Below are 22,025 nucleotides of genomic sequence, written 5' to 3'. Positions count from 1 at the left end.
CAAAGCATTGTTTTTTAAATATATTTTTTTAAAAAATCAAAAAATTGCGAAGCTCATCCTCCTTGGTTATGTCAACAATCTCGATACCTCCTCGTTATCACAAAGCGATAAAAGCCAATTCTGCATAGAAAATCATGTCATCTAGATCGGGCTACTCTCGGCCGCTACCTACTTGTTACTTAACATTACACTACGACATTCTTGCAGAAACATTAGTGATTCTCGTCGTAGTGGTGGCGGACTAGCTGCGCCTATTCCGGTCCAGTTACTGCGACATCTTGACGAATGATGGGCGCGGCAGTGGATACCGCAGCCTTTTGCGACAGTAAGCAGGGAGTGTCAACGATGAAAACATCTTACGGGCGTACAACGAGCGACGCGGAAAGATCTGGATTTCAGCATCGCGCGCTACTCACAGCGATGGCATGCAGTGGCAAAGGGCTTTTCCACCGACCGCTGATGCCAGCGCTAGGCCTGGTCATCATGGCGGGCATGTCCACAACGGCTCAGGCCAATTACATCAACACAGAAGCCTCTTGTTCCGGGGCCACGCTATCTAGTCCGGAGTTTGTGGGTCGTGTGGGGAATCTTCACAACACGTCTCAGGCCACAGACGGTAACGGAACCTTCTCCCTGATAGCTGGCTGCAACGCCACCGGTGGAGGCACCGGCTCAAACGGTTACGCCAACACCGCCATTGGGGGGCTTACCACTGCCACCTCGGAGGGGGCCACGGCTGTAGGATTTCATTCCTCTGCCACGGCACGCTTTGCCAGCGCCTTCGGCCTTGAGAGCGTCGCCTCGTCCTCCGGCGCCACCGCCCTGGGATTTGGCGCCAATGCACAGGCTACCAATGCAGTGGCCATCGGCGGGGCTAGCGATGGCACGAGTGCAGGTGCAGCAGGAGCCAGCGGCGGCACCTTGAGCGTGGCCAACTCCACGACCGCCTCTGGTGTTGGCGCTATCGCTATCGGCAGTAATACCGTCAAGGGCGCGCAGGCCACCAGCAAAGGCGCCATCGCTCTGGGGGGAGAGTCAGCCGCCACCAGCTCTCAAGCCATTGCCATTGGGGAAGGTACTACGTCGAGCGGTAGTCGAGCGGTGAGTTTAGGCAGTTCTCTCACCGCTAGCGCCGAAAATAGCGTGCTGATTGGCACGAACAGTTCCATTAGCACCAACGCTATCAGCGCGAATGCCATCGGTGACTCGAACACGATCAGTGACGCATCAAAGTACGCCAGCGTTGTTGGTATGAAGAACAATGTAGATGGTAATGCAGCGCGAGTGCTGGGTAACAACAACACGGTCAGTGCAGACTTTGTTGGCGTCTCCGGCTCGAACAATTCGATTTCAGCTGCGTCTAAGCACGCCAATGTCATGGGTAACAACGCAACGGTCGATGGTTTGGGGGCAACGGTTGTGGGGAGTACCGGAACCGCTAGCGCCGACCATACGTTGGTACTGGGTTCCAACGGTATCGCATCGGCCGTGGATGCCATCGCCATTGGGCACAGCGCTAACGCCAGCGAGGTGTCGAGCGTGGCGCTGGGGAGCAACTCGGTGACCGATGCGGCAGTGGCAACGTCGGGTATCACCCTGGCCGGTACGGACTACACCTTCGCCGGTAGCTCGCCAATCGCCACCGTGGGCATTGGCAGCGCTGGTCAAGAGCGGACCCTGACACATCTGGCCGCGGGTCGGGTCAGCGCCAGCAGCACCGATGCCATCAATGGTAGCCAGCTATACGCCACCAACCAGGCAGTCGAGGGTGTCTCAAGCCGAGTGGATGACCTCGAGGGCCAGTACGCCAGCCTGAGCGACGACGCCCTGACCTATGACTCCGGTTCTGATAAAGGCAGCATTACCCTCGGTGGAGAAAGTGGTACTAGCCTCACCAACCTGGCCGACGGGGACATCAGCAGTGGCAGCACCGATGCGGTAACCGGGGGACAACTTTGGAACCTTAGTCAGCAGCTCAGCGGCGCTGGCGGCGGCGGTGGCATCTACAGCAATATCAGCACGTCAGGGCCTGGCGCCCAGGTCGATGCAGACGATGGCATTGCCATGGGCGGCGGCGCTCGCGTGGACCAGGGAGCCGAAGGCGGCATCGCCCTGGGCTCAGGCTCCGTGGCTGACCGCGGTGGAATGAACGGTGCCCGCGAGGCGTTCTCCGATGTCGCTGTTGGCTCTACCGCGGGAGCACTGTCGGTAGGTAGCGCGGGAGGTGAGCGTCAGATCACCAACGTTGCGGGGGGCACCGAAGCCACCGACGCGGTCAATGTTCGCCAGCTTGAGTCCGTTCAGGCAGGCGCCGTCAACTACGACCGGCACGAGGATGGCAGCGTCGACTATGGCTCCGTGACCCTTGGCGATGCCACTGCTGGCCCCACCACCGTTCACAACGTCGGGCCTGGCGTCGCTGACACCGATGCAGCCAACGTGGGGCAGCTGAATGCCCTCAACCAAAACGTGCAGCGTCAGTTCAGTCGACTGGCGGAAAAGATTGGTGACGTAGAGGACGATGCCAACGCCGGCTCAGCTACCGCCATTGCCATGGCATCCGTGCCCCAGGCGTATCTGCCGGGCAGAAGCATGGTCGCGGTGGGTGGAGGCAATTACTCAGGCGAATCCGCAGCGGCGGTAGGCGTTTCTCACCTGACGGAGAACGGCAAGTGGGCCTTCAAGATCAATGGCTCCGGCGATACCCAGGGGAATGTGGGGATCGGTGTAGGCGCAGGCTTCCACTGGTAACACAAATGGGTAAAACGCCCTTCTTATACTAGGAAAAGCGCGATGGTGGTGGCAGGACTCGCCGACGATGCACTGTCCAAGCCGGCAATGCTCTAGGTCGACAACGTCACTGCCACTCACCATCCGCTTTCTTCTCTTGTGATGAGATCCCTTATCGTAAATCGTACGACCGCTAGACAGTGTTCAATGCCAAGCCATTGCCACCATCTCAGTTGGCAATACCGCTCTACGCCTGTGCATTCAGGTGCTCGAACTCCTCACCTATCATCTGATCTTTCCACCTGGCATGTACGCCATGGATCACTCATTTTTGCTCCATGTCGTTAAGACATTTGTGGTTGGCACACTCTTACGCAGCAACACGTACCCAAGTAACGTGGTGCTTGTACGCTGCCCTTCGTGGCTCAATCCTCCAGGGCTCTGGCGTAGCCTGGTGGCCACCATCGGCGAACTCTCCGCGGGCGTCTCAGCGCTTGGCCGCTTTCATATTTTCTGCTGGCTTCGTTCTTCTCTCGGTGTTCGCCGTCAATATCAGGACACACTACGAGAATGCCACTATTTGCCTGGCCTGATGAGGCCATCTGACCTTTGCCCCTTGACCCGCGTTGCCTTCATCAAGCACTTCTCCGAAAGACGGCGGGACAAGAGGCTATGTAGGCCCACATTACGAGGTAAGTGCATCATGCAAACTGATCACCTGTATCTCAACGACGCTTATCAAGTCGCGTGCAGGGCCATCGTGTCTCATGTTTCAAAAGAAGGGCTACTGCTTGACCAAACGGTTTTCTACCCACAGGGTGGCGGCCAGGCAGGAGACAGCGGCTGGTTGACCCTGAAAGGTGGGTCCCGGTTACGGATTACAGAGTCGCGCAAGGCAGGTGAGGCATTTCCTGACAAGAATACCGTGCTGCATATCCCGGCTCTTGGTCAGACACCCCTGGTTCAGAGAATCAAGCCTGGTGACGAGGTGTGTGCCAACATCGACTGGCAGCGCCGCTACCGACACATGCGCCTACACACCGCCGCACATATGTTGTGTGCCGTGCTGCCGTATTCGGTCAACGGCTGCAGTATTACCGCTGACTATGCGCGCCTTGACGTCGTGACCAGCGACCCGCTGTCACCTGAACGCATTGAGACAGCCTTGGCGGCAATGGTCGAGGCGGCGCACCCGGTAACGGTCGAAACGATAAGCGACGAGGCACTGCAAGCCAATCCAGAGCTCGTGCGTACCATGAGTGTCCATCCGCCCATGGGCTGCGGGCAGGTGCGACTCGTGAACATCAAGAATACCGATCTACAGCCATGCGGGGGGATCCATGTCGTCAATACACGGGAGGTTGGCGCGGTGAGCGTGTCCAAGATAGAGAAGACATCGGCGAGCACTCGTAGGGTGGTACTGGCACTGGAGTGGCCGAGGGTAGAATGAATCGCGCGCATAACGACGGATGCGCTCTCAGATCAAACCTCTCACGAGGCCACCTACAACCCGCTCCATATAATGCCGCCATGCTCGCTGAAGAAGCGAGCTCATTGCTTGCCTTCGACATGGGAAAGGCAAGCGGCGTCCATGAAACCGTGGGAAGGAAGGACCGCTGCGCAATGACTGAGCTGTTGGCTAGGCGGTCAGCAGTTCCATATTCCCTTGGTCACGCATTGGATGACGAATCGCCTCCTTGGCGATATTCACTGCCAACGCCACCCTCGCTACCTCCCATACGCCAGCATCTATTTGGTAGCCCCCTCGCGCGTTGAGCCAATCAAGCACTTCTGCGAGATGCCAGATCGAAGCGCTACCTTCGTGAACCGGCAGGGGAAACGTGGCTCGGTGGATGAGCATCAGTTTCCGCATGGCCTGGCGGGAAACGCCCACGGCGTCGGCAACGTCAGTCAAGCCTACGAGGTCTGGCGAGGCTTCGATCAAACGCGCGGACGGGACGACGCCTCTAACATCAGCCAACGCAGTGCGAATCGCTTGCTCGGCATCGTCTGCTTCACGGGAGAATTCCAGCGCAAGACGTCCAGCCTGCCCCACTCCCACCAGGGCGTCATCACAACCGGCTGCACCCAGCCGCTCTACCAGTGCATCTTGATCACTGTCTTGGTCAGCCAACTGGTACTTCAGCGTAAAGACATATTCCACGGCTCAATCCTCCGGTTGCTGTCTGCTCCGGCGCTTGTGGGTAGCGCACTTGTCTACGACCCTTCTCAGCGCCCGGGCGTGACTGCCGGGGATTTTCGGCGTACTCCACACACTTGCGATACAGAACTCGCCACAGCGGCACTCATCATCATTGTAAGGACAGTAGATCTTGCCCCAGGCGTGGCTACCTCCTACCTCAACTCGATGGACGAGTCATTCCAAGGCTCCAGTATGGAAACGACACCTCAGGTTGTCAAACGACAACCTAAACTATAAAGCGGTTCCTCTCGGCCAAGCAGCCGGCTCACCATACTGACACCGAGCAGCTAACGACCACTAGCAGGGCATTCACACCGATGGAGTTGCTACCGCAATGGGTCAATACGTTGAGAAAGGCATCACTCTTTACCCTCAATGGGAGCAGAACTTGAACCGGAACATATGGCGAACGTCCCGGCACGAGCCAGGGCGCTTATAGCGCTGAATGTGCTGAACGAGAGAGTGGAGTGGCCCTTGCCCACCGTCTTACGGGCATGTCACGGGCGCCGATGCGTCGAGGCGTAGGATATGCTGACCGGCCTACATCCGGCACTAAAAAAAGCGACACAAGCTAATGAAATTCAAAAGCTTGCGTCGCCTTCTCACTCACGACTGACCGTCACTTAACGGGGGATTATCACTCCCACTCAATCGTCGCCGGCGGCTTGGACGACACGTCGTAGGTGACGCGGGAGACGCCGGACAGCTCGTTGATGATGCGGTTGGACACCTTCTCCAGCAGCTCGTAGGGCAGGTGCGCCCAACGGGCGGTCATGAAGTCGATGGTCTCGACGGCGCGCAGGGCGATAACCCACTCGTAGCGGCGCCCGTCGCCCACCACACCAACGGACTTCACTGGCAGGAAGACGGCGAAGGCCTGGCTGGTCTTGTGGTACCAGCCGGAGTTGTGCAGTTCTTCGATGAAGATGGCGTCGGCCTCGCGCAGGATATCGGCGTACTCCTTCTTCACCTCGCCGAGGATACGCACCCCCAGGCCCGGCCCCGGGAAGGGGTGACGGTAGACCATGTCGTAGGGCAGGCCGAGCTCAAGTCCCAGCTTGCGCACTTCGTCCTTGAACAGCTCGCGCAGCGGCTCGACCAGCTTGAGCTTCATGGTCTCCGGCAGGCCACCCACATTGTGGTGTGACTTGATCACGTGGGCCTTGCCGGTCTTGGCCGCGGCGGACTCGATCACGTCCGGGTAGATGGTGCCCTGGGCCAGGAAGTCCACGCCGTCGATCTTGGCAGCTTGTTCATCAAACACGTCGATGAAGGTGTTGCCGATGATCTTGCGCTTGGCCTCGGGGTCGGCCTCGCCCTTAAGCTTGCCGAGGAACAGGTCTTCGGCGTCGGCGCGGATGACGCGAACGCCCATGTGCTGAGCGAAGGTCTCCATGACCTGGTCACCTTCGTTCTTGCGCAGCAGGCCGTTGTCGACGAACACACAGGTCAGCTGGTCGCCGATGGCCTTGTGCAACAGGGCGGCCACCACCGAGGAATCGACGCCGCCAGACAGGCCCAGCAACACGTGACGGTCGCCTACCTGCTCGCGCACCCGGGCGATCTGGTCTTCGATGATCTTGGCCGGGGTCCAGTTGCGTTCAGCACCGCAGATGTCCAGCACGAAGTGCTCGAGGATACGCTGGCCCTGCTGGGTATGTGTCACCTCAGGGTGAAACTGCACGCCGTAGAAGCGCTTTTCTTCCCAGGACATGGCAGCGATCGGACAGCTCGGGGTGGAGGCCGTCACGGTGAACGCTTCAGGCGCCTGGGCAACCTTGTCGCCGTGGCTCATCCACACATCCAGGAGGCCGCGACCGGTCTCGGGATCAACGTGGTCCTTGATGTCCTTGAACAGCGCCGTCTCGGCATCCAGGCGAATCTGGGCATAGCCGAATTCGCGCTTGTTGGAACCTTCGACCTTGCCGCCCAGCTGCTCGGCCATGGTCTGCATGCCATAGCAGATGCCAAACACCGGCAGGCCCATCTCGAACACGCAGGCGGGCGCACGCGGCGAATCCAGCTCGGTCACCGACTCCGGCCCACCGGCCAGGATGATGCCATTGGGGCGATACTCGCGGATTTCCTCTTCGGTGATGTCGAAGGCGCGAATCTCGGAATAGACGCCAATCTCGCGAACCCGACGGGCAATCAGCTGGGTGTACTGGGAGCCGAAGTCGAGGATCAGGATCTTGTGGGCGTGGATATCGGTCATTGGAATTACCTTGCAGGCGGTGGCCAAAAGGCCTGGCGATCAAAGGGCAATAAAGTGAAAAGCTGGAAGCGCCAGGGCGCTTCCAGCTTCAGGGCGACGGTGGACGCCTCACCCTACGCGATAGTTCGGGGCTTCCTTGGTGATCTGCACGTCATGCACGTGGGACTCGTTGAAGCCGGCGCCCGTGATCTTGACGAACTCAGGCTTGGTGCGCATCTCGTCGATGCTGGCGCAACCGGTATAGCCCATGGACGCTCGCAGGCCACCCATCAGCTGGTGCACGATGGCGCTCATCACCCCCTTGTAGGGGACACGGCCTTCAATGCCTTCCGGTACCAGCTTCTCGACACCGTCATCCTTGTCCTGGAAGTAGCGGTCGCTGGAACCCTGGGTCTGGGACATGGCGCCCATGGAGCCCATGCCACGATAGGCCTTGTAGGTACGTCCCTGGAACAGTTCCACCTCGCCCGGGGCTTCCTCGGTACCCGCCAGCAGACCACCCACCATGATGCAGCTGGCACCGGCTGCCACCGCCTTGGCGATGTCTCCAGAGAAGCGCACACCGCCGTCGGCGATCAGCGGAATGTCATAGGGCTTGACCGCCTCGGCCACGTTGGACACGGCCGTGATCTGGGGCACGCCCACACCGGCCACGATCCGGGTGGTACAGATGGAACCGGGACCGATGCCCACCTTGACCGCGTCGGCGCCCGCCTCGGCCAGTGCCTTGGCGGCGGCGGCCGTGGCAATGTTGCCACCGATCACCTGGATCTGGGGGAAGTGCTCCTTGACCCAGCGCACGCGCTCGATGACGCCACGGGAGTGGCCATGGGCGGTATCGACCACGATGGCATCGACGCCAGCTTCTGCCAGAGCCTTGACCCGGTCAGGGGTCTCGGGACCAGTGCCCACGGCGGCGCCAACCAGCAGACGCCCATCGGCATCCTTGGCGGCATTGGGGAAGGTGCGCGCCTTCTCGATGTCCTGGAAGGTCACCAGGCCGCGCAGGCGGAACTCAGCGTCCACCACCAGCATCTTCTCGACGCGGTGTTCCTGCATCTTGCCCTTGATGACGTCCAGCGGGGTGCCTTCCGGTACCGTCACCAGACGCTCGCGCGGGGTCATGATGTCCGACACGCTGTCGCCATGGTTGGGCTGGAAGCGCATGTCACGCTCGGTGACCAGGCCGACCAGGGTCTCACCTTCCACCACAGGGAAACCAGAGAACCCATGTTCCTTGGCCATGGACAGCAGATCCTGCAGCTTGGCCTTGGGACCTACGGTCACCGGATCCTTGACGATGACGCTCTCGTGCTTCTTGACCTTGCGCACTTCCAGCGCCTGCTGGGCAATGCTCATGCTCTTGTGGATGATGCCAATGCCACCTTCCTGAGCCATGGCAATCGCCAGACGGGCTTCGGTCACAGTGTCCATGGCAGCAGAGGCGAGGGGGATGTTCAGGAAGAGGTCGCGAGTCAGGCGGGTCCGGAGGCTGACGTCCTTGGGCAGAACATCGGAGTAGCCGGGAACGAGCAATACGTCGTCAAACGTAAGTGCTTCTTGGGCCATACGTAGCATAATCGGCAACACCCACAGAGGCTTGGAGGGAGGGAAGAAGTTAATCGCGCATTATAACGTTTCGCCCCACCATCGGGCAATGTGCCCACTCGATACTGCCATGGCTCGGCCCTGTCCGGCGCCCTCTTACGCCGTCCTCAAGCCCGCCTGTGACGGGCGCTGCCTGCCCTCGATGAAGTCCCGCTATCGACGCGACAGCCCAGGTTCATCTGCGCCCACTGCTTATCTGTATCGAGAGTCTCCCTGTGTCGAGAGTGACCCCGTGTCGATCGATGCTTTCGCATCCGCTGTCTCACCCTTTATCTCCGACGGTGCCTCTATCTCCGACGGTGCCTCGATGTCGGCCTTGCCTGCGCTATCGCCAAAGCGTGCTTCCCAGCGATCGATAAACTCCTGGCGCCGCACCGGATCAACAAACGCCAGCAAGGACGCCTTGGGCAGAATCGGATACAGCCTCTCCCCGACCTGAGAGCGCAGCCGTGCTGCGGTATAGGGCCCCGTCACGTCGGGGCGAATGCTGAACAGTGGGGTCTGCCCCGCCAGCACATGCTGGCCGGCTCGACTCAACAGAAACTTGACGAAGGTGGCGGCCGCCTGCGGATGGCGGGCGTGACGATGAACGAACGCCAGACGCATCAGCACCAGGGAGTAATCCATGGGCACCTGCACGATGACCTCAGGATGCTCCTGAGCGTAGACCATGGCGTAGGACCCCAACAGGTTGTAGCCCAGCCAATAACGCCCGTCGCTCAGCCCCCGCAACATGTCTCGGGTGCTGGCTTCCAGCTGGGTGTCGACCGCCCCCATCGCCGCCACCAGATCCCAGAAGCGCGAGGAATAGCGTGCATCCTGCTGTGCCAGGGTATAGCCCACACCGCTGTCCAGCGGTGAGTAGGTCGTCACCCGGCCGGACAATCGCTCTGCCTCGGTGGCCAGCAGGCGGTGCAGGTCACCATGACTCTGGGGTGGCAGCATGTGTCGGGACAGGTCGAGTCGATAGGCCATCACCACCGGCTCGAAGGTAAAGGCGAAGACCTCATCGCGCCAGCGTGCCCAGGCTGGCCAGCTGTCGATTTCGGGCCCCTGCAGACGCTGAGCCAGCCCCTGGTTGGCGCGGTCCATCTGCCAGGGCATCGCAGAGCTGATCACCACGTCCGGGGTCTCCGCTCTCCACTCCGCTCTCCATTCCGCGCCCCCTGGCTGAGACTCCGCGACAGGGTCGACCGACGCGGTGCCTGCCACCACACTGCGATCCACCTCAAGCGTCGATCGGTCGATAAAGCTCAACGGAATCTCCGGATACGCGTCGCGGAAGGCCTCAAGCAGAGGCTCGACTACATCCAGATCAAGTGCGGCCGAGATCACCAGTGGATCCTCCACCGTCGGCACGCTGTCCTGTGAATCACCACAGCCCGCCAGCGACACCGCCACCAGCGACAGCGCCATCACCCACAGCAGCATGCTTCGCCAAGACTTCATGCCTGCCCCCCTACTGGCACGTCGCTCGCCTCTTCTAACGCCGCTGTCAGCGGGGCCTCTTGCATCTCGTCGTCGGCCAGCGGCAGCGACAGCGTTACCCTCAACCCCTGGGGCTGGCAGTGCGCGAAGGTCAGCGTTGCCCCCATTCGGCGGGCCGTGGTCTCGACAATGGCGAGTCCCAGACCTGAACCAGCGGTGTCCTGGCGCCCCGCCCGCTGGAACGGCTGGCCGAGGGTAGCCAGCGCCATGGCGCTGACGCCGGGGCCATTGTCCACCACTGACACCTGAACACGCCGAGATGCCAAGTCCCTGGACGGGGTCTCTCGTTCCATCATCACCGTTATCGCGCTCCCTGCCGGGGTATAGCGCAGCGCATTGTCGATCAGATTGCCCAGCGCTTCTCGCAGCGCCCAACCCTCGACGCGCACCAGCACAGGCCCGGCGGGCACCTCGCCCAGCCCCAGGTCGTGATCCCGGGCCTGGTCTCGACCCGCCCAGTCCAGCGCAACATCGCGCACCAGCGCGGTCAGCTCCAGCGCCGGGCATCCCTGACCCTGGTCAAGGTGCCTAAGGCGCGCCAATGACAGCAACTGTCCCGCCAGGCGACTGGTATCGTCGACCCGCTGGTGCACCCGTACCAGCGCATCGTGCCAGTGCTCCGGGGAATGACTGCGAAGCCCGAGTTCACAGGTGGTCTTCAACCCGGCCAATGGGGTCTTCAACTGGTGGCTGGCATCGGCGGTAAAACGCAGCAGGTCTTCCCGTCCCTGGCGCTGGCGGGCAAACAGGTGATCCAGGGCCTGGACCAATTCGTGCAGCTCCTGGGGTACCTTGGCCGACAATGGCCGAAAGTCATCGGCACTTCGTGACCTGAGCTGTCGTCGCAATCGTCGCAGCGGCAGCAGCACTGCGCGCACGGTTAGCCCCATCAGCGCGCTGGTCATCAGCACCATGGCCACGAACCGCGACAGGGAGCCGCGGAACAGCGCCCAGGCGAGCGCCTTGCGGCCTTCCAGGGTGTGACCGACCCAGACCTGTACCGGCAGCTGACTGACCCAACCCGCCGAGGCCACCCGCTGCCCATGGACCCGCAGATCACCCCGGGAGGTCATCAAGTCGCGGGACAGGCCACCGGCATCCAGCCTGTCCTGCCAGGCCGAGGGGATCACCACCGGCCAGTTGCGCGACAATACGCCGCCGTCCTCGTCGAGCACCGCGTAGAACACGCGATCCTGACTGTCGGTGGAGAGTATCTGCAGCGCCGCTTCGGGCACCACCACATGGGGCACCCCCTCTCGCCAGCGAACCGCTTCCGCGATCGTCAGTGCAGCCGCCTGCAATTGGGCATCGAAGGCGCGATTCGCCGCGCGCTGACTGCTGATCCAGGCCTCGGCCATCAACGCCAGGCCCAACAGCAACACGGTGACCGACAACCACCCGAGCAACTGCCGTTTCAGCGAGCTCCCGAGGGTGATCACGGCATCGCTCCATGGCTAGACTGTCGAGACGACATCACGCGTCATCTTCCAGACGATATCCCAGCCCACGAAACGTGCGAATCCGCAGTCCAGAGTCCTTGAGCCTTTTGCGCAGACGGCTGACATAGACCTCAAGGGCATTGGAGCCGACCTCACCAAAACCAAACAGACGCCCTTCCAGGGTTTCCCGCGGGGCAATGGCCCCGGCATGCAGCAGCAGGCTCTCGACCAACAGCAATTCGCGATGAGGCAGGGCCATGGGCTCACCGAACAGGCTGGCGGCACCGCTGGCCGGGTCGAAGGTCAGTGGGCCAAGGCTCAGGCGGTTATCGGCACGTTGCTGGCTGCGCCGCAGCAAGGCGCGCACGCGCGCTTCCAGCTCGGCCAATTGAAAGGGCTTGGCCAGGTAGTCGTCGGCCCCCAGGTCGAGTCCCCTGACTCGGTCATCGAGAGCATCCCTGGCCGTCAGCAGGATGACCGGCGTGCGATCGCCGCCATCACGCATCTCGGCCAGCAGCGACAGGCCATCACCGTCGGGCAGCCCGATATCGAGCAGCACCAGGTCGACGCCACCCTGGCGTAACGCTGAACGCGCAGCGGCACGGGTCGACAGCACCTCGACAGTGTTGCCAAGCGGTGTCAGGGCCTCCACCAAGGAGCGGCTGATGAGGGCATCATCTTCAACGACGAGAAGGCGCATGAGACTAATGTCTTATCCGTAAATCAGGTGGATGACAGGTTGATGAAAGCTAGAAGGCCTAGCATCCGTTGGGCTGACGATACGCGCCGTACGCTTCGCTCCGGTTGGCCAGTGCTGCACGCCACTATCTTGCGCTAGCTTGCGCCAGCGCCGTGCCAGCCGCCGTCGGCAACACCCATCACTTTCGTCGACTCATAATAATATCTGATCAGGAGTACGCATGAAGACTACCATAGCCCTTCCCGCAGGCCTTGCTGCACTGCTGCTGGGTGCCAGCCTGACGACCGGCACGGCCCAGGCGTCCGACGACGCCGAGTGCATCGCTCCGGCCAAGCCCGGTGGCGGTTACGATCTGACCTGCCGTCTGGCCGCCAATGGCCTGCTCGAGACGGGGCTGATCGAAGACCCGATGCTGGTGACCTACATGCCCGGCGGCATCGGCGCGGTAGCCTACAACCACGTCAACGGCGTGCGTACCGATGACCCCAACCTGATCGTCGCTGCCAGCACAGGCGCCGCCGTCAACCTGGCGCTGGGCAAGTTTGGCCAGTATGACGCCAGCGAAGTGCGCTGGGTCGGCGCGCTCGGCGTCGACTACGGTGCCATCGTGGTCAAGGCCGATGCTCCCTGGCAGAACCTGGAAGAGCTGATGACCGCGCTGCAGGAAGATCCAACCCAGGTCGCCTTCGGTGCCGGCGGCAGCGTCGGCAGCCAGGACTGGATGAAGGCAGCCCTCACCGCCAAGTCCGCAGACGTCGACCCCAGAAGCCTTCGCTACGTGGCCTTCGAAGGCGGCGGCGAAGCCCTGGCGGCTCTGCTGGGCAATCACATCCAGGTCTTCACCGGTGACCTCTCCGAGCTCAAGTCGCAGCTGGAAAGCGGTGATATCCGAGTCCTGGCCGCATTGGCCGAAGAGCGCGTCGAGGGCCCCTACGCCGACATCCCCACCGCCGCGGAACAGGGCTATGACGTCGAGTGGCCGATCTGGCGCGGCTACTACATGGGCCCCGAGGTCAGCGATGAGGCTTACCAGGCCTGGGTCGAGAAGTTCGAACACCTGGCCGAGAACGACACCTTCGCCGAGCTGCGGGAAGCTCGTGGCCTGTTCCCCATGGCGCTGTTCGGAGATGACTTCGACGGCTACGTGAAGGATCAGGTTGCGGAGTTCAAGCAGCTGGCCGCTGATGTGGGTCTGACACAATGAGTCTTGCCGCCGACCGCTGTCTGGGGATTGCCCTGATGGGGTTGGCGGCGTTTACCGCCGTCAACGCCCTGTCCCTCGAGGTGCCGTTCAGCTACGACCCCGTCGGCCCCAAGGCCTTTCCTCTGGGGCTCTCGATCCTGCTGGGCCTGCTGTCTGTGGTGCTGGTGATTCGTCCCGGCGAGAACGGCCACTGGCCGGACAAGCGCCTGGCGCTGCGCCTGATCGGCGTCCTGGCCCTGCTGCTGGTCTACGCCTTGCTGTTCCCGCGCCTCGGTTTTGCCATCAGCTCGATGCTGGTGATCGCCGCCCTCGCCCGGCTGTTCGAGGCAAGCTGGCCCAAGGCCATTGCCACCGGTGTGCTGATGGCCTTCGGCGGCCAGTGGCTGTTCACCCACGGCCTTGGCATCACCCTGCCCGGCCTGCCCTGGTAAGCCAGGCCACCGACGCGACCGCTTCCTGCTCAAGGTATCCCCATGTTCGACTTCCTTATCGAAGGCTTCGGCGTTGCCCTGACGCCACTCAACCTTGGCCTGGCCTTTCTTGGCGCCCTGCTGGGCACCCTGTTCGGGGCTTTGCCGGGGATCGGACCGATCAACGGTATCGCCATCCTGATGCCGCTGGCCTACACCCTGGGCCTGCCGGCCGAGTCCGCACTGATTCTGCTGGCGGGTATCTACACCGGCGCCGAATATGGCGGCCGGATGTCCAGCATTCTGCTCAACGTGCCGGGCGACGCCGGCGCCGTCATGACCACCCTGGACGGCCACCCGCTGGCCAAGAAAGGCCTAGCCGGCCCGGCTCTCGGCCTGTCTGCCGTGGCTTCCTTCATCGGCGCCACCATCGCCATCATCGGCCTGACCCTGTTTGCCCCGCTACTGGCCCGGGTCGCGGTGATGTTCGGTCCCGCTGAATTCTTCGCCCTGATGGTATTCGCCTTCTCTTCCATGTCCGTAATGATGGGCAAGGATCCGATCAAGACCGCCATCGGCGCCGTGCTGGGCGTACTGATCGGCACCGTTGGCGTCGACTCCGGTACCGGCGTCATGCGCTACACCTTCGGCATGCCGGAGCTCTACGATGGCATCGACTTTGTGGTGATGATCATCGGCCTGTTCGCCATCAGCGAAATCCTGCTGATGCTGGAACACGCCCATCGCAAGGACGTGGACAGCGAGCTGCCACCGCTGGGACGCGTGTTCGTCAGCCTCAAGGAAGTGCTGGCCTGCAAGGGCACCATGCTGCGCTCAGGGGTGCTGGGTTTCATCATCGGGGTGTTGCCAGGTACCGGTGCCTCGGTCGCTGGTGCCGTCTCCTACACCACCGAAAAGCGCCTGGTCGACAAGGACAACACCTTTGGCACCGGTGACATGCGCGGCCTGGCCGCCCCCGAGGCCGCCAACAACGCCTCTGCCGCCGGTTCGTTCGTGCCCATGCTGACCCTTGGCATTCCCGGCTCCGGCACCACCGCCGTGTTGCTCGGCGCCCTGATGCTCTACAACATCACGCCGGGCCCGATGATGTTCTCGCAGAACCCGGAAGTGGCCGGTGGTCTGATTGCGTCGCTGTATATTGGCAACCTGGTGCTGCTGGCTCTCAACCTGCCCCTGGCCGGGGTGTTCGCCAAGGTGCTGACGATCCCCCGTTGGGTACTGGTGCCCGCCATCGCCGTGCTATCCTTCGTCGGGGTCTATCAGCTGCATTCCGACCTGACCGCCATCTACCTGATGCTGATCATCGGCGTGTTCGGCTACCTGCTGCGCAAGCTGGGCTTCTCGCTGGCCCCGGTCATTCTCGGCTATGTGCTGGGCGGCTTGATGGAAGAGAACCTGCGCCGTGCTCTGGCGATCAGCGGAGGCGATACCTCCATCCTGTGGCAGTCGGGCATCTCGCTGGGACTGTGGATCGCCGCCATCGCGCTGCTGGTGCTGCCGTGGCTGGTGCCGATGTTGCTGAAACAGCGTCCGTCGGCACAGTCTTGACGCTATCCCTGCGCGGCGCCTGATGGCGCCGCGCGCCGTTTAACCACGACCCACATCGACGGCCATCTGAACCGATCGACCACTATCCCCGATATCGTTACTTACCCACGACCCACTGCCGGTCGCCCTGCCAGGAGACGCCATGCCCGCCATTCCCTCTTCTCTTCCCTCCGGCGCCTGGCGATTCCTTCCCACCCTGGCCCTGGGCTCGGTGGGCGGCTACCTGGCCTTCCTCATCGATCTGCCGCTCCCGTGGCTGCTGGGGGCGCTGATCACCACCACCCTGATCAGCCTGACCGGCATCAAACTGGGTTCCCCCGGGCGCCTGCGCAAGGGAGTTCTGGTGGTGATCGGCGTCATGCTGGGTTCGGCCTTCACCCCGGAGCTTTCAGGCAATCTCTCTGCCTGGCTGGCCAGTGCCGCCATCATGCTCGCCGCCACGGCGGTGATGATGGTGGTCGCGGTCGCCTTCAGCTACAAGGTGGCGGGGCACTCGCTGGACACGGCCTTATATGCTGGAGCCCCTGGTGGACTGTCGGCGCTGCTGATGATGGCCCATGAGTCCGGCGCGGATCTCAAGGCGGTGGGCATCACCCACGCCGTGCGCATCCTGGTGCTGCTGCTGGCGATTCCTCCTATCCTCACCATCATGGGCCATGTGGATCTGGCCGGCGCCAGCAACGGGCCAACCCGCTGGAGTGAACTACCCACCCTGAGCGGAACCGCGTGGCTGGTGGCAGCGGCGGCTCTGGGCGCACTGGTAGGCAAGGTCCTGCGCCTGCCCAACGCCCTGCTGTTCGGCCCCGCCCTGGTGTCGTCGATACTGCACTTCTCAGGCATGACCCACGCGGTGCTTCCGCCTGCGTTGATCGCCCTGGCCCAGGTCGTCATAGGCACCTCGGTCGGCGTGCGCTTCGTCGGGGTCGCGCTGTCGGAGATGGCCAGACATCTAGGGCTGGCCGTGGTGCAGGCGCTGATTCTGGTGATTCTGGCGGTCATCGCCGCCTGGGTCGGCCAGGCCCTGACCGGCATGTCCGTCGCCGCGGCCCTGCTGGCCTACATGCCGGGTGGCGCGCCAGAGCTGAGCCTGGTGGCACTATCGCTCAACATCGAGCCGGCGTTCGTCACCTCCCACCATCTGTTGCGCATCACCGTGCTGCTGATCGCCCTGCCGCCGCTGGTGACATGGGCCCACCGGCGACTCAAGAGCTAGGCCGCCTGGTCTCTCACCGCCTGCGATTCATGCATTGGCGCTGAGAAAGTCCATCAAGCGCGGGAACACGTCTCGGTCAACCCGCGCCCCCATGAACACGTCCTGGTGGCCATAGCCCTCGACAATGTCCAGGCGATGGCGACCAGGCGCCGCCTTCTCCAGTGCGCGGTGGCAGTGCAGATTGCTGTCGCTGAAGACTCGGTTATCGCGGCCGGTAAGCAGCAGGCATGGCGTCTCGATGCGCTCTGCGGCGACCAGGTAGTCATCGGGCAAGACGTCATACTCGGGCGCCTTGCGCATTCTCACGGTGCGATGCCCTCGGCGCAGCATCTTCATGACGTGACGGTGATAGTTGAGCCCTACCGGGCCATACAGGTCTCCGCCTCGCCGGTGGGTGCGCTCGTCCAGGTTGTGATGGTGATATAGCGCCGGCCAGCCGGTGCCCCACATCAGCGACAGCATATGGCAGGCAGGCACGTCGCACTCCCGGTGAAACAGCGAGACGCCCTTCGACAGCAGCTTGCCCAGGGTCAGGCGAGGGTCGTCGCTCCAGCGCGGGCTGACATAAGGCTGCTGCAGGATGCGCTCAACGATAAAGGGAAACACGTGGCCCTTGACCATCGACCAGCGTGGCACGTGGGGCGTCAACGCCACACTGTTGAGCACGCAGGAGCGAATCCCCCGGATGGTGCCACCAAACAGAGCCATGGCGACACTCATCGACCCCAGGCAATGAGCGATGACATGCAGCTGCAGCTCATCCCCGGCGGGATCGCCGGTCAGGCGACGAATCGCCGCTACCGCTGCCGGTATGTCATACACCGCGCAGTCATCCATGGAATAGCGGCTGGGCTGCAGGTTGTAGGGGTGGCGGTTGCTCATGCGGAAATCCAGCGTCCACACCTCGTCGATCCCTTCGTCCAGCAGAAAGCTCACCAGGTTGCGGTGTTCGGGCTGGATAAACATGTCGCTTGATGTCGTCAGCCCATGCACGATCATGACCGCCCGGCGCCCTTTGGCGCAGGAACTGGAACCGCTACTTCGGACAAAACGCAGCAGCGACAGACCCAGGCCGTCACCGGTACAGAAGCCATGCTGGCTGATCTCGGCATCGGTCACGCCTTCCAGGGTGTGCAGTGCGATTTCCCGGACCATGGGGTCACCTCTCTATCATCGACCCTGCCGCCACCGAAGAGCCTCATCCTGCCCAGGCAGCAATGTCTTCTCAGGCCAACATCCGCGCCATGGCACGTTCGGCCAGGGCAGCGATGGTGCGTGATGGGTTCAGCCCCAGCGCGCGCGGCACGATGGCACCGTCGAGCACGTACAGCCGCGGATATCCGAATACCTCGCCGGCGTGGTCGACCACCCCGTCCCAACGGTTCTCGCCCATGGGGCAGCCTCCCAGGGGATGAGGCGTCACCAGGTAATCCAACAGGCGCCAGCTGGGTGGCTCGATGGCGACGCCTCCGGTGAGCTCACTCAACTGCTTGTGTCGATCGCACAGGGCCTGAACCACCGAGCGTGACGCATCCACGCGGTAATCCAGCGACAGCGCGGGCTCTCGCTCCAGCCAACGGCGCGAGAGCCGCAGCACGCCATCGGCAACATCCACGCCCTGGCCGAACCACGGCATCAGGCAACGATCCGGGTCGTTGTGCTTGAGCGCTTCCGCCAACACCGCACGCCAGCCGCTTCGCAGCATGCCGGCGACAGAGGAATGGGCCAGCAGCCGCGACAGCGCATGGCCTATAAGGTCCGGGTAGCCGCCGTCCTCGACAAGGTAGCGCCGGCCCTGGTCGATACCGTCCAGAAAGTCGATAGCCGCACTGATGGTCGGGCCGCGACAGGGATCGATACGCCGATTCGGATACATCGCGGGCGTCAGGAAGTCGCCGTTGGCGCACCAGCGATGACCCAACAGGGGCGACAGTTCCGGCAAGGTGCGGTACTGGTCGCGTGCCCGCAGCAAAAGCTCGGTGGAACCCAGCGAGCCCGCCGCCAGGATCACCCGTTCGGCTCGCTCGTGGCGGATGGTTGGCGCGCCCTCGAGATGCTGAAAGGTGACCCGGTAGCCATCGCCCTCTGGCACCAGCGAGCGGACCAGGCTCAGCGGGCGAATATCGCAGCCAAGTTGCTCTGCCCTGGCCAGATAGTTGAGGTCCAGGGTATTGCGCGCTCCCACGGGACAGCCGATGTCGCAGTAACCGCAGTGGATGCAGGTCCCCTGGGACTTGCCGTAGGCATTGAGGCTCTGCCGACTGTGCCGACGATGATGCGGCTCTTCCAGCCGGTAATGCCAGTCCGGGTCAAAGCGCACCGCCAAGGGCAGCGAGCGGAAGCGTTCAGGGTGCCCGCTGGCCTCCGCCGCCTGCTTCAGCAGCTTGTGGCGCTCGCTGACCTGAGCCGAGGGCACTTCACAGACCTCCAGCATTTGCCCGACGCGCTGCTGGTAGGGCGCAAGTTCGCTGTAGCTGATCGCCTCCGGCCAGCCGCTGTCGAAGGCAAACGGCTGGGCAGGCACCGAGACATTGGCGTAGACCAGAGAGCCACCGCCGACCCCCGCCCCCTGGGCCACCGCCATGCGCGGAAAAAAGCGCAGGTCGAGCCAGCCATGGCGGCCCCGCGGTTCTTCAACGTCGAAGCACCAGTCATCGTCAGGCCCCCGCGGGAAGTCCTCGCGCTCCCAACGCCGTCCTCGTTCCAGCACCAGCACCCGCTGGCCAGCCTCGGCCAGACGACAGGCCGCCACTGCGCCACCAAATCCGGAGCCCACCACAATCGCGTCGTAGCTCATGCGTCGGACTCCCGGCGGATCACCCAGGGGGCATACAGGTGCCACAGTTCACCGAAGAAGAAGCGACCAAAGTCCGCGACCGTCGCCAGGTCCCCCCGACCGCTGGGCGTCAATGTCCCGAGCATGGCCATCAGCTCCGCTACCCCCAGGTGGAGTACCCCCGCCCCTATGATGTCGGCGGTGTCGCTGACACCTTCATGCAAGGTGGTATACAGCGTCGTGGTGTCTCTCCACAGATCGGGCCCAGGATCATCGTGTACGCGCTTGACGCCATGCAGAAAGAGTCGCCTGTGGCCGTATTCCAGCAACGCATCGTAGACCATCTGACGCCCGGCTCCGGGCCCCTGGGAAAACAGCTGAAAATCGCCTTCCAGAATGACCAGGCCCAGCCCCAGAGGGGCAAAGTCAACCACGCCACCCAGCTTGCCGTGGTGATGCTCGTCGGCCAGAAAGGCATTCATGTCGTCGATCTGGATCTTGGCGTGCAGCGCAAGCTCGGTGCCTTCGCGATGTCCCAACCGCTCACCGCGCTCGGGCATCTGGCTATCCAGCGAGAAGTGGCCGGACATGGTCTCCTCGAAGGTCAAGCCTGGCGCCATGGTGATTCTGTTCACACGCACCTCCCTGCCACGATGGTTGCTCCCCTGGCTCGCCTCAACTGCCAACGGTCATCGGCTACCAGGGACTCAGCTCGAGGTCGTTATAGGCCACGGTCTGGCCATTCGGTCCCGCTACCTTTACCTCGTGACCGTCCCTGTCCAGCACCCTCACCCTCAGCCGATGGCGCTGGCGATCCACCTCGAGGCGGCAGAAGTTCTCCTGCTGATAGAAGCCGTATGCCCGGTAGTGCAGGGTCATGGCACCGTCGAACAGCGGGAAGCCATCGCGCTGTCCCGCCACCCGAGAGTCGTGCACGAAGCCGTTGGGGTCTCCATCGGCCCAGAAGAACGGCCAGTACAGGGCCGAGGAGGTAATGTCGTAGAGCCGCTGACCGCCGCCGCCTCCCTCTTCTTCAACATGCATCTCAGCGATATTGGCGCAATGAACGTCGCCGCTGAGAAAGATCACGTTGTCGATACCGGCGGTGACGATGTGCTCGATCAAGGCCTTGCGGGTCGTTGGAAAACCGGACCAGCTGTCGCTGTCGGCTCGGCGTGACAGGTTGGTGCGCGCCAGGTCCACCGCCGCCTGGTCGTCGTGGCCATCTAGGCTGGGGTCCAGTCGCTCGTCCAACGGGCTGGGGGCAAACACCGTGGAGGTCACGATGAACTTGGGGACCGCTCCCCACCGCGCCTGCTGGTCGCTCAGCCATTGCAGCAACAGATCCAGCTGAGAGGGGTGCAGGGGGTCGATACTGGGCCGCCCCAGCAGGTGATTGTCCATCACCCGCCCCTCGCGCCCGTAGGTGCGATGGGTGCGGGTATCGCAGACGAAGAAGGGATAACCGCCGCAGTCAAAGTGATAGTGCAGATGGCGACCGAAGCTGCGTGGCCCGTGGGACCACTGGTAGCTCATGTAAGCACCGATGGCGACGTTGAACAGCTCGCGCTTGGCGCTCAGCCGGTCGCGATGCCAGTTGTCCTCGATCTCGTGGTCGTCGAGGATCATGTACACCGGGGCCTGGCGCAGGAAACGCCGCGCCAGCGGCGAGCCAAAGGCCGTGCGATAGCGCTCCTGGAACTCCGCGAAGGTATCGGCCCGACCGATCGGCAGGTAGCGACTGTACTGGTCGGCGTAGATCTGGTCACCGACCAGCAGGCTGAAGCGCGCAGCCGCTCGGCTGCCTCGGGGGCGCAGGTGCTGCTGCATGGGACCGAAGATGCGGTCCGACTCCTTGGTCTTCCATAGCGTGCCTGGATAGCGACAGGACCCCAACAGAAAGGCCAGACGGGCTGACGGCTGCTCCGGAAAGGTCGTGAATTCCGCCTCGCAGTGAGCGCCCTCCAGGCTGGCCAGCAACTTGGACATGCCACCGATATCCGGCAGCCGCGCCACGATCTCGCTATCGCTGAGACTCTCGACGTCTGGGGTGGTGTCATCCAGGGTCAGGGTGGCGACACGCACCCGGTAGCGGGTGTCCGGCGCCAGGGGCACCACGCCATCTGGCTGCCCCAACGGAGCGACACCGTCCTTTGCGCCAAGGCCCTGCTCGGCACCCAGCTCGAAGGTGCCGGTGCGGTCAAATTCACGATGCAGGCGGAAGTAGAAAGCATGCGCCCGGGGTGGGCTGCCTGCCAGCCGACACGGCATCCCGTTGTCTTCCACCACGGCTACCAGCCCCACGGTTCTCAGCGAGGCGCTAAGATCGACTCCGTCATCGCTGGGGGCGATGCCACGCACCCACAGCCGGCAACTATGGGCGGTGGTATGTCCGACGATAGGCCCGATATCGGGCGAGCGCAGTCCCGACATGGGGCCTCCTGCGTCACGATGTCTCGTCCCTGTGTGT

General features: G+C 62.9%; 16 protein-coding genes. 6 read left to right on the top strand and 10 right to left on the bottom strand.

The annotated features are described in order from the left end of the window. The first annotated feature begins 459 nt into the window (after positions 1-459). Both KUV41_RS06275 and KUV41_RS06270 read left to right on the top strand, forming a co-directional pair. Positions 460-2,751, top strand: coding sequence for a YadA family autotransporter adhesin (locus KUV41_RS06275; RefSeq protein ID WP_222485010.1), 2,292 nt, complete (start codon positions 460-462; stop codon positions 2,749-2,751). Positions 2,752-3,433: 682 nt separating this feature from the next. Beyond that, the gene (locus tag KUV41_RS06270; protein ID WP_222485008.1) at positions 3,434-4,180 is read left to right on the top strand and encodes an alanyl-tRNA editing protein; all 747 of its coding nucleotides are present in this window, start codon (positions 3,434-3,436) and stop codon (positions 4,178-4,180) included. Between the two features lie 189 nt (positions 4,181-4,369). Here the strand turns inward: KUV41_RS06270 and KUV41_RS06265 are convergent, their stop codons facing one another. From KUV41_RS06265 to KUV41_RS06240, 6 genes are all read right to left on the bottom strand, one after another. After that, positions 4,370-4,894, bottom strand: a complete 525-nt coding sequence (locus KUV41_RS06265) for a helix-turn-helix transcriptional regulator (protein ID WP_222483426.1) — start codon at positions 4,892-4,894, stop codon at positions 4,370-4,372. Between the two features lie 676 nt (positions 4,895-5,570). Beyond that, positions 5,571-7,148 (bottom strand): glutamine-hydrolyzing GMP synthase, encoded by a 1,578-nt coding sequence (gene guaA, locus KUV41_RS06260; protein WP_222237097.1) that lies wholly within the window; start codon positions 7,146-7,148, stop codon positions 5,571-5,573. Positions 7,149-7,256: 108 nt separating this feature from the next. Further along, on the bottom strand, positions 7,257-8,726 hold the full coding sequence (guaB, locus tag KUV41_RS06255; protein ID WP_206940104.1) for an IMP dehydrogenase: 1,470 nt from the start codon (positions 8,724-8,726) through the stop codon (positions 7,257-7,259). Between the two features lie 222 nt (positions 8,727-8,948). After that, positions 8,949-10,205, bottom strand: coding sequence for an ABC transporter substrate-binding protein (locus KUV41_RS06250; protein WP_261395932.1), 1,257 nt, complete (start codon positions 10,203-10,205; stop codon positions 8,949-8,951). Continuing rightward, positions 10,202-11,683: a sensor histidine kinase gene (locus KUV41_RS06245; RefSeq protein WP_222485006.1), complete on the bottom strand. Its 1,482-nt coding sequence runs from the start codon at positions 11,681-11,683 to the stop codon at positions 10,202-10,204. Before KUV41_RS06245 ends, KUV41_RS06250 begins: the two co-directional genes overlap by 4 nt. A gap of 34 nt (positions 11,684-11,717) precedes the next feature. Further along, positions 11,718-12,383, bottom strand: coding sequence for a response regulator (locus KUV41_RS06240; protein WP_206940108.1), 666 nt, complete (start codon positions 12,381-12,383; stop codon positions 11,718-11,720). Positions 12,384-12,603: 220 nt separating this feature from the next. Here KUV41_RS06240 and KUV41_RS06235 point away from each other — a divergent pair, with 220 nt between their 5' ends. From KUV41_RS06235 to KUV41_RS06220, 4 genes are all read left to right on the top strand, one after another. After that, positions 12,604-13,587, top strand: a complete 984-nt coding sequence (locus tag KUV41_RS06235; protein WP_222483424.1) for a Bug family tripartite tricarboxylate transporter substrate binding protein — start codon at positions 12,604-12,606, stop codon at positions 13,585-13,587. Next, a complete protein-coding gene (locus KUV41_RS06230) occupies positions 13,584-14,018 on the top strand; it encodes a tripartite tricarboxylate transporter TctB family protein (protein WP_206940112.1) in 435 nt (144 codons plus the stop codon). Before KUV41_RS06235 ends, KUV41_RS06230 begins: the two co-directional genes overlap by 4 nt. Before the next feature lie 42 nt (positions 14,019-14,060). Continuing rightward, the gene (locus KUV41_RS06225) at positions 14,061-15,566 is read left to right on the top strand and encodes a tripartite tricarboxylate transporter permease (protein WP_222485004.1); all 1,506 of its coding nucleotides are present in this window, start codon (positions 14,061-14,063) and stop codon (positions 15,564-15,566) included. 142 nt (positions 15,567-15,708) lie between these two features. Further along, positions 15,709-16,779: an AbrB family transcriptional regulator gene (locus KUV41_RS06220; protein ID WP_222485002.1), complete on the top strand. Its 1,071-nt coding sequence runs from the start codon at positions 15,709-15,711 to the stop codon at positions 16,777-16,779. Positions 16,780-16,806: 27 nt separating this feature from the next. Here the strand turns inward: KUV41_RS06220 and KUV41_RS06215 are convergent, their stop codons facing one another. From KUV41_RS06215 to KUV41_RS06200, 4 genes are all read right to left on the bottom strand, one after another. Next, positions 16,807-17,934, bottom strand: a complete 1,128-nt coding sequence (locus KUV41_RS06215; protein WP_222485000.1) for an alpha/beta fold hydrolase — start codon at positions 17,932-17,934, stop codon at positions 16,807-16,809. Positions 17,935-18,004: 70 nt separating this feature from the next. After that, a complete protein-coding gene (locus tag KUV41_RS06210; RefSeq protein ID WP_222484998.1) occupies positions 18,005-19,576 on the bottom strand; it encodes a GMC oxidoreductase in 1,572 nt (523 codons plus the stop codon). Then, a complete protein-coding gene (locus KUV41_RS06205; protein ID WP_222161614.1) occupies positions 19,573-20,190 on the bottom strand; it encodes a hypothetical protein in 618 nt (205 codons plus the stop codon). Before KUV41_RS06205 ends, KUV41_RS06210 begins: the two co-directional genes overlap by 4 nt. A 61-nt stretch (positions 20,191-20,251) precedes the next feature. Beyond that, the gene (locus KUV41_RS06200; RefSeq protein ID WP_222484996.1) at positions 20,252-21,988 is read right to left on the bottom strand and encodes an alkaline phosphatase D family protein; all 1,737 of its coding nucleotides are present in this window, start codon (positions 21,986-21,988) and stop codon (positions 20,252-20,254) included. Between the last annotated feature and the right edge of the window lie 37 nt (positions 21,989-22,025).

This window comes from Halomonas sp. DP8Y7-1 (genome assembly GCF_019801685.1).
GTDB classification, from domain to species: Bacteria; Pseudomonadota; Gammaproteobacteria; order Pseudomonadales; family Halomonadaceae; genus Halomonas; species Halomonas litopenaei_A.
This window is presented reverse-complemented; position numbering and strand designations above follow the sequence as displayed.

Bases quoted from the DNA above. Each gene is read 5' to 3' on its own strand.
- KUV41_RS06210 (WP_222484998.1), bottom strand. From the start codon at position 19,576: ATGAGCTACGACGCGATTGTGGTGGGCTCCGGATTTGGTGGCGCAGTG.
- KUV41_RS06230 (WP_206940112.1), top strand. From the start codon at position 13,584: ATGAGTCTTGCCGCCGACCGCTGTCTGGGGATTGCCCTGATGGGGTTG.
- KUV41_RS06240 (WP_206940108.1), bottom strand. From the start codon at position 12,383: ATGCGCCTTCTCGTCGTTGAAGATGATGCCCTCATCAGCCGCTCCTTG.
- KUV41_RS06235 (WP_222483424.1), top strand. From the start codon at position 12,604: ATGAAGACTACCATAGCCCTTCCCGCAGGCCTTGCTGCACTGCTGCTG.
- KUV41_RS06220 (WP_222485002.1), top strand. From the start codon at position 15,709: ATGCCCGCCATTCCCTCTTCTCTTCCCTCCGGCGCCTGGCGATTCCTT.
- guaB (WP_206940104.1), bottom strand. From the start codon at position 8,726: ATGCTACGTATGGCCCAAGAAGCACTTACGTTTGACGACGTATTGCTC.
- guaA (WP_222237097.1), bottom strand. From the start codon at position 7,148: ATGACCGATATCCACGCCCACAAGATCCTGATCCTCGACTTCGGCTCC.
- KUV41_RS06270 (WP_222485008.1), top strand. From the start codon at position 3,434: ATGCAAACTGATCACCTGTATCTCAACGACGCTTATCAAGTCGCGTGC.
- KUV41_RS06275 (WP_222485010.1), top strand. From the start codon at position 460: ATGCCAGCGCTAGGCCTGGTCATCATGGCGGGCATGTCCACAACGGCT.
- KUV41_RS06250 (WP_261395932.1), bottom strand. From the start codon at position 10,205: ATGAAGTCTTGGCGAAGCATGCTGCTGTGGGTGATGGCGCTGTCGCTG.
- KUV41_RS06200 (WP_222484996.1), bottom strand. From the start codon at position 21,988: ATGTCGGGACTGCGCTCGCCCGATATCGGGCCTATCGTCGGACATACC.
- KUV41_RS06215 (WP_222485000.1), bottom strand. From the start codon at position 17,934: ATGGTCCGGGAAATCGCACTGCACACCCTGGAAGGCGTGACCGATGCC.
- KUV41_RS06225 (WP_222485004.1), top strand. From the start codon at position 14,061: ATGTTCGACTTCCTTATCGAAGGCTTCGGCGTTGCCCTGACGCCACTC.